Origin of the sequence: Streptomyces sp. NPDC020597, from assembly GCF_044335095.1 — a bacterium.
Lineage (GTDB): Bacteria > Actinomycetota > Actinomycetes > Streptomycetales > Streptomycetaceae > Streptomyces.
Window position 1 is genome coordinate 352,925 of sequence record NZ_JBIRUL010000005.1, and the last position, 13,100, is coordinate 366,024.

Consider the following 13,100-nt stretch of genomic DNA (forward strand, 5'->3'; position numbering starts at 1 on the left):
CGGCTCTCTGACAGGCTCGGACCGTGACGTACGTAGTGACCGTGGACACCTGCATCCCGGAGGGCACTCCGGAGATGGACCCGCTGCAACGCGCCGGCGCGGTGGCGCTCATCGAGGACGGCTTGGACTCCGTGCGGTCCGTCAAAGGACCGGAGGGAGTGGAAGTCGCCCTGCTCGACACCATCGTGGCCGTCCACCCCGGCGGCGCCCTGCTGAAAGTGATCGTGGACGCTCCGGCCCTGGAGTTCGCCGAGGACACCGTGCAGGCGCTCGTGGACGAGCTGCTGGAGCGCTCCGCGCTGCTGGCCGACTGGACGATCGAACGGTGCGAGGTCGAGCTGCACCAGGACCTCGCCAAGGAGAGCCTCGACGCGGCCGAGGGGCCCGACGCCCCGCCCGACGACCTGGCCGCCCGCAGGGCCCGGCACACCGCCGGCCCGTCGGGCGAGGGGGCGGCGCCGGGCGGGGAGCCGCAGACGGAGGCCGCGGCCGTCCGCACACGGATGCTCCGGCTGGCCGAGGCCCTGCGGTCGTTCCCTCCCGCGGCATTCGGAGCGACCGCGGCGACATGGTCGGCCGACGCGTCCGGCGCGGGCGCGGAAGGAGCCGCCGGACTCGCCGCGGGCGCCCTTCTCCACACCACCGACACACTGGTGGACGAGCTGTTCGAGGACCTCCAGGTGCTGACCCAGGAGGACGTGGCCGTCGCCGAATGCGAGGGTCCGCTGTGGCACCTGGAGCACCTCCCCGACCGTTACGCCCTCCAGTACGACGCCCGCTTCGCGCGCCGCTTCCTGGTGACCCTGATCGCCATGACCACCCGCTTCACCGACGGCTCCTTCCAGCGGATCGGCTGCGTGGCCGAGGGACTCGCCCTGCGGCTGCTCCTGAACGAGACGGCCACGACGCTGGAGCGGTACGGGCTCATGGACGACGACGTGTCGGCGGCCCTCGACGCGTTCGCCGACCGTGTGTACGAGGGCGTGGAGCACCAGTGGCTCTACGACGACGCCCTGGGCGTCAGCGACGGGGCCGCCGCCGGCATCGGGCCGCGGGCCGCGCCCCTGGCGTTCAGGTCGTGGTTCACGCCGTTCGACGAGAGCTGGTACGTGCACCCTTCCGCAGCGGACGACGTCTGAGGCGTCCCGTCCGGAGCGGCCTAGCGGCGGACACGACCGGAGGGGACGGGCCGGTGGGCGGGCCGCCGGGGCGGGGGCGTCCGGCCGCCGTCGTGTGATCCTGGCTCCATGACTGATCGACCCGAGGTCTCCGTCGTCCGCCGCCCCGGCCGGACCTGTTCCGCGGACGACGGACTGGCCGCGCTGCTCGCCGCCTACCACCTGCGGACGGAGGCGGAGAAGGGCGCGGCCGTCGCCGACGTGGACGCGCTGCCGGAGCGCTACCGAAGGGAGATAGCCGACCCGCAAACGGTGTTCGCCGCCGACGTCGTGCTCATGGCGCTGGCCGGGGCCGCCGCGGTGGGCTGCCTGGTGGTGACCGCCCCCGTCGACGGACGGTCCGAGATCAAGCGACTCTGGACGGACCCGGCGGCCCGCGGCCGGGGTGTCGCGTCCGGCCTGCTCCGGGCGGCCCTCGCGCACGCCGCGGAGAACGGTGTGGGCGTCCTGCGGCTGTCGGTGTGGGACTGGCGGACCGGCGCCGTCGCCCTCTACCAACGGTTCGGCTTCGCCGTCACCGGATCCTGGGACGAGCGGGACCGGCTGGTGTGCATGGAGCGCGCCGTGTGAGAGGCCGCCGCTTCCCCTGTGCCGCGGGTGACGGATGCCTCACGGGCCCCTCGTGCGAAGGAGTGGACCGGCTCCCTCGCCCCGGGCGATCGTGGGCGACATGAACGATCATCGAGGGGTCATGAGTGACGTGCCGTCGGGCGACGAGGCGGAGGAGATCCGCCGCTTCTGGGGACGGCTCGGACTGCCCGGGCTGGTCGACGTGCACACGCACTTCATGCCCGAGCGCGTCCTGCGCAAAGTGTGGGACTACTTCGACGGGGTCGGCCCGCTGACGGGCGGGCTCGAATGGCCCATCACCTACCGGCGGGACGAGGCGGAACGGACTTCCCTGCTGCGGCAGTTCGGCGTGCGGGCCTTCACCGCGATGATCTACCCCCACAAGCCCGGCATGGCCCCGTGGCTGAACGGCTGGGGGGCCGACTTCGCCCGCCGCACCCCCGACTGCCTGCACACGGCCACGCTCTATCCGGAGCCCGGCGTCGAGGCGTACGTCCGGGAGGCCGTGGAGGCGGGCGCCCGCGTCTTCAAGGCGCACGTACAGGTCGGAGCGTACGACCCGACGGACGAACTCCTGCGGCCGGCCTGGGAGTTGCTCGCCGAGGCCGGGGTCCCCGTGGTGATCCACTGCGGCTCCGGGCCCGCGCCCGGCAAGCACACCGGACCCGAGCCGATCGCGCGGGTGCTGGCACGCCATCCCCGGCTGCGGCTGATCGTCGCCCACATGGGGATGCCCGAGTACGAGGACTTCCTCGACCTGGCGGAGCGGTACCAGGACGTGCGGCTGGACACCACGATGGCGTTCACCGACTTCGCGGAGGAACTCAGCCCGTTTCCCCGCGGGGCCCTGCCCCGGCTGGCCGCACTCGGCGACCGGATCCTGCTCGGCACGGACTTCCCCAGCATCCCCTACCGCTACCTCCACCAGTTGCACGCCCTGGAACGCCTGGACCTCGGGGACGACTGGCTGCGGGCGGTGTGCCACGACAACGGGGCGCGCCTGTTCTCCGTGTGAGCGCCGTCGCCGCGTGAAACCCGTTCCCGGCCGTTTCCGCGGGGGACCGGAGACAGCCCGCCCCTGAGGAGGGCGCCCGGTGTGTGCGTCCGGTGCGGGCGCAGGGGTACCCGGCCGGGGTGGAACCCGAGCGTGCATCCGTGCCGTAGAAGCGCCCGGTAAATCCGATGGAGGGCGGCGTTCCGGCGCTCCTATAGTGGCCCGCATGCGCGCCGCCTACCCCCGAACCCCTCATCTGCCCTGGTCACCAGGCATGTCCGCGGACGATCTGCGGGCCGGTGGGCTGAGTGGGCTCGCCGGGCGGGAGGTCGTCGTCACCGAGAAGCTCGACGGGGAGAACACGACGCTGTACGCCGACGGACTGCACGCGCGCTCCGTCGACTCCGCGCACCACCCGTCGAGAACGTGGGTCAAGGCGTTGCAGGGGCGGATCGGAGCGCGGATCCCGGCGGGCTGGCGGGTGTCCGGGGAGAACATGTACGCGCGGCACTCGATCCCGTACGACGACCTGGAGGGCTACTTCTACGGGTTCTCCGTGTGGGACGGGCACGACCGGTGCCTCGGCTGGGACGGGACCGTGCGGTTCCTGCGGGCGCTCGGGGTGCCGACGCCGCAGGTGCTGTGGCGGGGCGTCTTCGACGAGCGCGCGCTGCGTCGTCTGCGGGTGGAGACGGGGCGGCAGGAGGGGTACGTCGTGCGGACCGTCGAGGGCTTCGCACGCGAGGACTTCGCCGGACGGATCGCCAAGTGGGTACGGCCGGGGCACGTCACCACGGACACCCACTGGATGCACGCGGCCGTCGTGGCGAACGGACTCGGCGCACGGGCCGCGCTGTGGGACGTGCGGTCAGGAGCGGACCCGGACGCGCGGGCGCTCTCCCGTTTCGTGGGAGTGGGGACGAGTCGCGGCGAGGGGGACGACGCGGACGCCGAACCCCACGGCCATGTGCACGCGGACGCGGAGGCGGCCGCCGAGACGGGCGCGCGGCTGGCCGCGCTGGGGCGCGGCGGGGACGCACGCCTCGCGGGGGTGCTCGCCGCACTGCTGCACCGCACGCCGCGGGCGTCGCTGATGCGCAGGGCCGCCGGACCCCTGGGCGTGCCGCTGGCGAGGCGCGTCGCCGACCTGGTGGGTCTGCACACCGCACTGCACCGGCCGTACCCCGACGCGGAGCGGCGGGCCGGGCTCGTACGGATGTCGTTCGCGGCCGACCTGGGCGTGCTGCACGCCGTTGCGGCGGCGGTCGCGGGGGACGACAGGGCGGCGCGCGACGAGGTGGAGTGGTCCGCGCTGCACGCGGAGGAGGCGGGACTGCTCGTCGACGCTCCGCTCGCGCCCCTGAGGTCCGGGCTGCGCGCGGCGCTGGCACAGGACGGGATCCGCGGCGACGCGGCGGACCGCTGCTGGGCGCAGACCCGGGACGCGTACGCGCAGGGGCGGGTCCGCACCGTCGAGGAGGCCGTCGCGGCGACCTGGCGGTGGCGTGGCGGGGACTTCCCCCGGCTGGTCCACCTCACGGGCCCGTCCGGCAGCGGCAAGAGCGCCTTCGCGGCGCGGCTCGACGGGGTCTCGGCGCGCGTCGAGCTGGACGCACTGCGCACGGCGCGCGGCTCGCGGGCCGATCAGAAGGCCAACGGGCAGGTGCTGCGGGAGGGCCTGGACCGGCTGGACGCAGCGCTCGCGGCCGGCGGCACGGTGGTGTGGGACGCGACGTCACTCAACCCGCAACAGCGTTCCCTGGTCCATGGAGCGGCGCGGCGGCGCGATGCGCTGGTCACCCACGTCGTCGTCCTCGCGGACGACGGCGAGCTGGAACGGCGCAACGCCGCCCGCGCGCATCCGGTGCCGGCGGACGTGCTGGCGGGGCAACTTCGCCGGTTCGTGCCGCCCTACCCGGGCCAGGCGCACCGCACCTGGTACGCGGGCGCGGACGGGACCGTGCAGGACCGCGACGGCACACTGGAGGGGGAGGAAGCCTGATGCGTACCAGCGAGGAGATCTACCACCGGGTGCGCTGGGACGCGCGGTTCGACCCCGCGCGGTTCGTGTTCGGCATCCACCAGCGGGGCGCCGCGCCCAAGCGGGTACCGCTGGCGACGTTCGTGCCGGGCGGCGAGATCCCCTGGCACCGGGTGCTGTTCGTCGAGGCGGACGGCGAGGTCGTGTGGGACCGCGCCACGGGAACGGACCGCGTCGACGCCTCCGGCGCCGGCCGGGCCCGCGAGGCGCGGCGGCTGCGGGCGCCCTTCTTCACCACGCGCACGCCGCACGCGTGGGACACGGCCGCCGGGCGGTGGCGCCCCGCCGCGCCCGCCCAGGGGGAGCCGGGCCGGGACCGGATCCGGGTGCTCACCTGGAACACGCTCTGGGACCGCTACGACAGCCACCGCATCGCCACCGCGCTGCGCCGCCCGCTGCTGCTGGAGGCGCTCGAACGCGCCGACGCCGACGTCATCGCGCTGCAGGAGGTCGAGGCGCGGTTGCTGACCATGCTCATGGAGTCGTCCTGGGTGCGGTCCCGCTACACCCTCGGCGCCGACCCCTACGGCAAGGACGTCGACGACTGCGGTCTGCTGCTGCTCAGCCGGCTCCCGGTGCGCGAGGCCGCTCTGCATCTCCTCGGCCGCCACAAGGCCGTCACCGCCGTCGTCGTGGACACCGCGACCGGACCGCTGACGGTGGCCGCCACCCATCTGACGAGCGACCACTCCGAGGACGGCCCGGCCCGGCGCGCCGCCGAACTCACCCGGCTCGCCGAGGGAACGGCGGGCGTGACGGGCGGCCTGGTCCTGGTCGGGGACTTCAACGACGGCGGCCCGGGTCCGGCGCGCACGCTCGGCATGCTCGACGCCTGGACCGAGGCCCACGGCCCGCACGACGACTCGCCCACCTTCGACCCGGTCGGCAACCCGCTGGCCGCCGTCTCCTCCCTGTCGGGCCGCGTCTCCCGGCTCGACCGCGTCCTCGTCCGGCCCGCCGACGGCCCGCGTGTGACCGGGGCGACGCTGCTCGGCGACACGCCCGCCTCGGCGGGGCTGTACATCTCCGACCACTACGGGGTCGCCGCCGACCTGCACTGCGGCGTCGAACCGCCCGTAGACGTCCTCGACGTCGCGCCGACGCCCCGCACGGCACTGGCGTGGGTGCCGCCGGGCGGGCTGTGGCCGGCGCTGCAGGACGTGCGGCGGGACCACGACGTGCAGATCCGGCGCTGGCCGCCGCACGTCAACGTCCTGTTCGGGTTCGTCCCCGAGTCCGACTTCGAGCGGGCGGCCCCGCTGCTCGCCGCGGCCGCCGCACAGGTCGAGCCGTTCACGGCACGGCTGGAGGGAGTGCACACCTTCGCCCACGGGCGCGACGCCACGGTGTGGCTGGACCCGGCGGCGGACGACGCGACGCCGTGGGCGGAGCTGTGGCAGGCGCTCGTACGGCGATTTCCCCGCTGCCGTGGACGCCACGACGGATTCACCCCGCACCTCAGCCTCGGCCGTACCGGCGATCCGCAGGCCGTCGCCGCCGACTGCGCGGCCCGGCTCGCCCCGACGACCGCCCGCGTCGGCGAACTCGTCCTGCTGTCCCGGCGGGGCGACGAACCGATGCGGCCGCGCGCCACGGTCGCCCTCGGCACCGGCGAGGTGCGGTGGCTACCCGAGCCGGACCTCGGCCGGCCTGACCGCGGACGGGAGGACTGGGCCTCGCCCCCGGCCTGCGCGAGCGTCCGGCCGGCTGCGGACGAGCCGGCGGCCGAGCACGTCCTGCGGCGTCTGGCGGACGCGCTCGGCGAGGGCGTCGTCCACCTCACGGGCTCGCGGCGCATGGGCTGCGCCCTCGCCGGATCCGACCTGGACGTCGTCGCCGCGCTGCCCGGCGACGTCGAACTCGCAGCGGTACGGGAGCGGGTGACGGCCGCGCTGCCACGGGCCGCACGGATGCGCGAGGTCGTCGGCGCGCGCGTGCCGGGACTGCGGTTCCACGTCGAAGGGCTCGACGTGGACCTCGTGGTCGTCGCCACGGGAGCGATGCCGGCGGCGGAAGCCCTGCCCCGGCGAGCCGAGCTGGGCGAGGCCGCGGCGATCGCGTTGAGCTCGGTGTCCGACGCGGAGGCGGCCTTGGCGGCCGTGGGCGCACACGGCCTGCCGGCTTTCGTGGAGCTGGCCCGGGGCGTCAAGGCGTGGGCGAGGGCCCGCGGACTGGACGGAGCGCCGTTCGGCGGCCTGCCCGGCGTGGCGTGGGCGGTGCTCGCGGCACACACGGTCAGTCGGTCGCCCGACGTGTCGGACCCCGCTGAGCTGCTGCGACGGTTCTTCGGGACCTGGGCGGCATGGGACTGGCGCGAGCCGGTCGGTCTCACCGGGGACGGGCGCGAGCCGGTCGGTCTCACCGGGGACGGGCGCGAGCCGGTCGGTCTCGCCGGGGACGGGCGCGGAACCGCCAGGACGCACGTGCGCCACGACCCGCCCCAGGCTCACCAGAATTACGCCGCCCTCACCGTGCTGACGCCCGCCGCACCCGTGCGGTCCTGCACCGAACAGGTCGGCCCGCACGGTCGCGACCTGGTGAGCCGGGAGCTCTACCGGGCCTGGGAGACGGTGGAGGACGCCGCCCGGTCCGGCGCCGATCCATGGCCCGCGCTGCTGTCCCCGCCGCCCCTGCACCGGCGGCACGCGGCATGGGCCGTGGTGACGGTGCGGGGACGGCGGACGCGGGACGTCGACGAGCTGAACGGGCGGGTACGCGGACGGCTGCGCGCGCTGCTCACTGCGCTGGAGGAGACGGGGGTGGAGGACGCGCACGCCTGGCCGAGGCAGTTGCCCCCGGCGCCGGCGTCCGCCGGGGAATCCACGGGCGCGCGCTACGTCATCGGGCTCGGACGCACGCCGCCCGGCGCGCAGCGGCTGGCGGACATGGCCGGCCGGTGGTCCGCCGGCCTGCCGGGCGTGGAGGTGGCGTACGTCGACGCGGGAGCGGTCCCCACGCTGCGCTGAGCCCTGCGGCGTGGGAACCGGCGTGCCTCCCGGCCCGCGTGCGGCGGCGCTCACCCGCCGTGGACGCGGGGTGGTCAGGCGGCCTTCCGTGCGACGAGCCGGACGGGCACCTCGGCGTAGGTGTTGAGGATCGTGTTCTCCGCGATCACCGGGTCGCCGGTGAGCTCGATCCGCTCGACGGAGTCGAGCAGCGCGTGGATCAAGGCGTGCAGTTCCAGGCGGGCGACGCCGTGACCGACGCAGCCGTGCGCGCCGTAGCCGAACGCGAGGTGGTCGCGCGGATTGCGGCGCAGGTCGAACTCGTCCGCGCGCTCCCACTTGCGCTCGTCACGGTTCGCGGAGGCGAACAGGGCCCATACCCGCGCGCCCTGAGGGATCGTCACCCCGCCGAGCTGCGTGTCGCGCGCGGCGACACGGGTGAGGCCCCGCACGGGAGTCTCGAACCGCAGGAGTTCGTTGATCGTCGAGGCCACGAGCCCGGGCTCGGCGCGAAGGGCGGCCCACTGGTCCGGGCGCTCGGCGAAGACGACGAGCAGATGGCCGATCGCGGCCGCTGTGGTCTCCAGCGACGGGCCGATGAAGTCGACGAGAAGGAGCGGACACTTCTCGTGGGGGATGACACCCTGCTCAGCGGCCTCGAGCATGGCGGCCCCGGGACTCCCGGGCGCGAGTTCGCCGCTCGCCGCGAGCTCGTGGGCGAACGCGAAGAGACGCTGCGTCATCTCCATGTTGTGCGGGGTGCGTTCCGTGACGGGGCCCAGCAGGTCGTTGCCGACCTGGCCCCACTCGTAGAGGTGCTCACGGTTGCGGTCGGGCAGGCCGAGGTAGTCGGGTATGACCAACATGGGCATCGCCTGGGCCAGTTCGGCGACGCCGTCGATCGCGCCCCGGGCGACCACCTCGGCGACCAGGCCTTGTGCCTTGCGGGCTATCTCCTCGCCGCGGCCCTGAACGGAGCCCGGCCGCAGTCCGGCCCCGACGACGGAACGCAGCACGTCGTGCTCCGGCGCATCGCTGACCAGGGTGACGCCCCGCATGATCCGGTTGACGTCGGGATCGAATCCCACGCCCTCGCCGGAGAGGAACGTGTCGTGGTCGGCCAGCGCGGCCTTCACCTCGTCGTACCGCGTGAGCGCGTAGACGTCCGGTTCGTGCAGCCGGACGACGCCGCCCAATTCCCGTAGCTGCCGGTACTGCTCGTAGCGGATGCTCCGGGCCGAGGACGCGAACATGTCGATCTCTGCGCGGGGTACGACAGCCATGGTTTCTCCTGGAGGCGCGGGGGGAGTGGTCGACGAACTGGCCGCGGGCCAGGGATGGTCGACGACGCTCCTTCCTGGCCTGGCCGGGCCGGACACACCTTCCTGATCTTGCTCGGGCGCAGGCGTCGCAAAACCCGGGTTCGGTCCCGTCGCGGGAAGGGGGCCGGAGCCCGACGGCGAGCTGCGTAGAGTGCCGCCCATGACCGTCGCGCGCTCCCTGGTCCTGTTCCTCGCCGCCGCCGTGCTCGAGATCGGCGGGGCGTGGCTGGTCTGGCAGGGGGTCAGGGAGAACAAGGGATGGATCTGGGCCGGCGCGGGCGTCGTCGCCCTCGGCCTCTACGGGTTCGTCGCCACCTTGCAGCACGACGCCCACTTCGGCCGGGTACTGGCCGCCTACGGTGGCGTCTTCGTCGCCGGGTCGATCGCCTGGGGCATGATCGCCGACGGCTACCGACCCGACCGGTACGACGTCGTCGGCGCCCTCGTCTGCCTGGCCGGCATGGCGGTCCTGATGTACGCGCCGCGCGGCACCTGACCCGATCCACCGGCGCCGCCGTGCGGGGCGCGTCCGCCGTCGTGGGTCCCTTCGGCCGTCCCGGGCCGGTCGGTCAGACCGCCGCCGAGGCGGTGAGCAGGCGGCCCATCGCGGCCAGCACCGACGGCTCCACGCGGTAGTACACCCACGTGCCGCGCCGCTCGGAGGTGAGGAGTCCGGCCTCCCTGAGCTTCTTCAGGTGATGGGAGACGGTCGGCTGGGAGACGCCGACGTCCGAGATGTCGCACACGCACGCCTCCCCGCCCTCGTGGGACGCCACCGCCGAGAACAGCCGCAGCCGCACCGGGTCGCCGAGCGCCTTGAACATCCGGGCGGCCGCCTCCGCCTCACCGGCGGTGAAGGGGCGCTCGGTGAGCGGGGGACAGCACGGATCCCCCGCCTGCTGCCCGGCGGGATCGATCAGCGGCAGCGCCTTGGTCGTCGGCATGCATCTATGTTGACATACATCGAAGCAAGGCGGACGGGTTCCGTCCCCGAGCCGGCGGCCCGGGGAATGCGGACCGGCCGTCGGGGGCGGCTGTCGCCGATCCGCCGCCGCCGACGGCCGGTTCCCGGTCCGCTAAGCCGTGGGCGCGCGCTGCTCGCCCGAGCCGCGGACGATGAGCCTGGTGGGGACGGTGATGGTGTGGGCGCGGGTGCGGTCGCTGTCGAGCCGGGTCAGCGCGGTGGTGGCCGCCGCCCTGCCGAGTTCCTCCGCGTCCTGGGCCACCACCGTCAGAGCCGGTTCGAGCGCCTCGGCCAGCGCCACGTCGTCGAAGGCGACCACGGCGACGTCCTTGCGTCCGCTGCGGGCGAGTTCGGCGACTATGCCCAGCGCCATGATGTTGTTGCCGGCGAACAGCGCGGTGGGCGGATCGGCCAGAGCGAGGAGCCGGGCGGTCGCGGCCTCGGCGCCCTGCTGGTCATGGGCGTTGGCGACGAGTGAGCGATCGTGGGGGATGTCGGCCTCCTGCAGCGCGGAGCGGTAGCCGGCCAGACGTTCGCGGCGCGTGTACAGCTTCACGGGCAGGTCCCCGACGAAGCCGATGCGCCGGTGTCCGTGGGCGATGAGGTGGGCGACGCCGTCGTGGGCTCCGGCACGGTTGGAGCTCACGATGCTGTCCGTGACCAGCCCGACGCCGGGACGGTCGAGGAAGATGACGGGGAGGCCGGCCGTGCGGTGGGACTTCAGATGGGAGTGGTCGGCGCCGACGGACGGAACGACCATCAGGATGCTGACCCGGCGGGCCAAGAACTTGTCGGTCAGGGCGCGTTCGCGGTCGGGGTCGTCCGCGGAGGAGCCCATGAGCAGGGTCAGTCCGCGGTCGCGGACGGTGTCCTCGATGGCGCGGGCCACGGCGCCGAAGAACGGGTTGGCGAGGTCGGGGATGACCAGGCCGATGGTGGTGTCCGGGCCGCCGACGCGGATGTTGCGAGCCATCAGGTTCGGCTGGAAGCCGAGCCTGGCCACTGCGGCCAGTACCTGTTCCCTGGTCTGCGCGGAGGCGGGCCCGTCCTCGTTGAGGACTCGGGAGACCGTCTTGGCGCTGACGCCGACTTCGCGCGCGACGTCGGCCAGGGTGGGGCGGCGGTTGGCTGCCATGGAGGTAACCGTCTCCTGAGAGCTCTCGGTTCCGGCCGCGGCCTCGGCCGAAACTGCGAGAGCGGGTTGTGCTGTCAGGTGGCCTGGACTCCGGCGGCCTTGGCGGCCTCCGAATCCGCTACGACAGTATCTCCGGCCTCGTCGACGGTGAGTGCGCCGGTCATGATGGCGACGACCTCGGCCATGGAGTAGTCGGAGGGCTTGATGAGGGCGGCGCGCCGGCCGAGGCGGTGGACGTGGATCCGGTCGGCGATCTCGAAGACGTGGGGCATGTTGTGACTGATGAGCACGACCGGCATGCCCTTGTCGCGGACGCGGCGGATCAGGTCGAGGACCTGACCGGACTCCTTCACGCCGAGGGCGGCGGTCGGTTCGTCCATGACGACGACCGAGCGGGCCCAGGCGACGGCGCGGGCCACGGCGACGGCCTGGCGCTGTCCGCCGGAGAGGGTCTCCACGGCCTGCGTCAGCGAGCGCAGACCGATCTTCAGGTCGGCCATGTGCTCAGCCGCCTCCTGGCGCATGCGCTTCTTGTCCAGCATGCGCAGGGCGCTGCCGAGGACGCCGGGGCGGCGCAACTCCCGTCCCAGGAACATGTTCGAGGCGATGTCCATGGAGGCTGCCACGGCGAGGTCCTGATAGACCGTCTCGATGCCGTGGGCCTGCGCGCTCTGCGGGCCGGAGAACGTGATCGGGCTGCCGTTCAGCCGGATTTCGCCCGCGTCCGGGACGACCGCGCCGGTGAGCGCCTTGATGAGGCTGGTCTTGCCGGCCCCGTTGTCGCCGATCACGGCGAGGACCTCGCCGGGCAGCAGGTCGAAGTCGGCGCCGTCGATGGCGGTGACCTGGCCGTAGCGCTTGACCAGACCGCGGGCCTGCAGCACGGGCGTGGGGGAGGAGGTGGCGCTCATCGGGCCTTCTTCCGGGAGATCTGGTCGACGGTCACCGCGAGGATCACCAGGACGCCGGTGATCAGGGTCTGGTAGATGGAGGCGACGCCCATCAGCTGCAGTCCGTTGCGGAACACGCCGACGATGAGGACGCCGATGAAGGTGCCCAGCACCGAGCCGCGTCCGCCGAAGAGGCTGGTGCCGCCGAGGACCACGGCGGTGATGCTGTCGAGGTTGTCGGTCTGTCCGGCCTGCGGATCGCCCACTCCGGTGCGGGAGATGAGCAGCAGGGCCGCGATGCCGTACAGCAGTCCGGCCACGGTGTAGATGCCGATGGTCAGGCGCGAGGTGCGGATGCCGTTCAGGCGGGCGGCCTCGGCGCTGTTGCCCAGCGCGTACACGTGCCGGCCCCAGCCGGTGCTGCTCAGCGCGTAGGCGAGGAGGAGGAACAGGGCGATGGTGACCAGGGAGCCGTAGGTGATGTCCGTGTGACCGAGGGGGAAGGTCTCACCGAGTGCGGTCAGCGGGCCGGGCAGGCTGGTGACCGTCTGCTCCTCGGAGTAGATGTGGGTCAGCGCGAACGCCACGTTGAGCATGCCGAGGGTGACGATGAACGGCGGCAGCGGGATCTTCTGCACCAGCAGACCGTTGAGCAGCCCGAAGCCGCCGCAGACGGCGAGGCCCAGCGCGATCGCGACGAGCGGCGGGACGGAGCCCTCGGCGGCCATCTTGGCGATCACGATGCTGCCGAAGGCCATCACCGCCCCGCACGACAGATCGATCCCCGCCGTCAGGATGATCAGGGTCTGCCCGATGGCGAGGGTGCCCACGACCATGACCTGCTGCACGATCAGTGAGAAGTTCCCGCCGGTCAGGAACTGGTCGGTCGAGAAGGAGAAGAAGGCGCAGGCCAGAAGGAGGGCTGCCAGGGGTCCGGTGGTCGGCGCCGTGAGCAGTCGGCGGACCGTGGTCGGTGCTTTGAGCTCCGAGTACGGCGTGGTCGTGGCTGTCATGCGAAGTCCTTGTCGGAAGACAGATGTCCTTGTCGGAGGACGGGGGCG

11 protein-coding genes are annotated in these 13,100 nt (G+C 73.5%); 6 read left to right on the top strand and 5 right to left on the bottom strand.

What is annotated here, in order from left to right; all coding sequences use genetic code 11:
• The first annotated feature begins 23 nt into the window (after positions 1 to 23).
• From ACH4ZA_RS12375 to ACH4ZA_RS12395, 5 genes are all read left to right on the top strand, one after another.
• A complete protein-coding gene (locus ACH4ZA_RS12375; RefSeq protein ID WP_398429234.1) occupies positions 24 to 1,139 on the top strand; it encodes a hypothetical protein in 1,116 nt (371 codons plus the stop codon).
• A gap of 108 nt (positions 1,140 to 1,247) precedes the next feature.
• Positions 1,248 to 1,748, top strand: a complete 501-nt coding sequence (locus ACH4ZA_RS12380) for a GNAT family N-acetyltransferase (RefSeq protein ID WP_398429235.1) — start codon at positions 1,248 to 1,250, stop codon at positions 1,746 to 1,748.
• Positions 1,749 to 1,848: 100 nt separating this feature from the next.
• Positions 1,849 to 2,763: an amidohydrolase family protein gene (locus ACH4ZA_RS12385; protein WP_398429236.1), complete on the top strand. Its 915-nt coding sequence runs from the start codon at positions 1,849 to 1,851 to the stop codon at positions 2,761 to 2,763.
• A gap of 205 nt (positions 2,764 to 2,968) precedes the next feature.
• Complete coding sequence (locus ACH4ZA_RS12390; protein ID WP_398429237.1) at positions 2,969 to 4,744, top strand: RNA ligase family protein; 1,776 nt, start codon at positions 2,969 to 2,971, stop codon at positions 4,742 to 4,744.
• Entirely contained in the window at positions 4,744 to 7,749 is a 3,006-nt protein-coding gene (locus ACH4ZA_RS12395; protein WP_398429239.1) for a poly(A) polymerase, read from the top strand. The genes ACH4ZA_RS12390 and ACH4ZA_RS12395 overlap by 1 nt, the downstream gene beginning before the upstream one ends.
• A 74-nt stretch (positions 7,750 to 7,823) precedes the next feature.
• Here the strand turns inward: ACH4ZA_RS12395 and ACH4ZA_RS12400 are convergent, their stop codons facing one another.
• Positions 7,824 to 9,011, bottom strand: coding sequence for a cytochrome P450 (locus ACH4ZA_RS12400; RefSeq protein WP_398429240.1), 1,188 nt, complete (start codon positions 9,009 to 9,011; stop codon positions 7,824 to 7,826).
• A 199-nt stretch (positions 9,012 to 9,210) separates the two neighbouring features.
• Between ACH4ZA_RS12400 and ACH4ZA_RS12405 the strand changes: the two genes are divergently transcribed.
• Positions 9,211 to 9,546 carry a YnfA family protein gene (locus ACH4ZA_RS12405; protein ID WP_398429241.1) on the top strand — a complete coding sequence of 112 codons (336 nt, stop codon included), beginning with the start codon at positions 9,211 to 9,213 and terminating at the stop codon, positions 9,544 to 9,546.
• A gap of 73 nt (positions 9,547 to 9,619) precedes the next feature.
• Here ACH4ZA_RS12405 and ACH4ZA_RS12410 read toward each other — a convergent pair whose 3' ends face one another.
• The 4 genes from ACH4ZA_RS12410 to ACH4ZA_RS12425 form a co-directional block, all read right to left on the bottom strand.
• A complete protein-coding gene (locus ACH4ZA_RS12410) occupies positions 9,620 to 9,994 on the bottom strand; it encodes an ArsR/SmtB family transcription factor (RefSeq protein ID WP_398429242.1) in 375 nt (124 codons plus the stop codon).
• Between the two features lie 132 nt (positions 9,995 to 10,126).
• Positions 10,127 to 11,149, bottom strand: a complete 1,023-nt coding sequence (locus ACH4ZA_RS12415) for a LacI family DNA-binding transcriptional regulator (RefSeq protein ID WP_398429244.1) — start codon at positions 11,147 to 11,149, stop codon at positions 10,127 to 10,129.
• Positions 11,150 to 11,223: 74 nt separating this feature from the next.
• On the bottom strand, positions 11,224 to 12,060 hold the full coding sequence (locus ACH4ZA_RS12420; protein WP_057576935.1) for an ATP-binding cassette domain-containing protein: 837 nt from the start codon (positions 12,058 to 12,060) through the stop codon (positions 11,224 to 11,226).
• Positions 12,057 to 13,052, bottom strand: coding sequence for an ABC transporter permease (locus ACH4ZA_RS12425; RefSeq protein ID WP_107445759.1), 996 nt, complete (start codon positions 13,050 to 13,052; stop codon positions 12,057 to 12,059). Before ACH4ZA_RS12425 ends, ACH4ZA_RS12420 begins: the two co-directional genes overlap by 4 nt.
• Between the last annotated feature and the right edge of the window lie 48 nt (positions 13,053 to 13,100).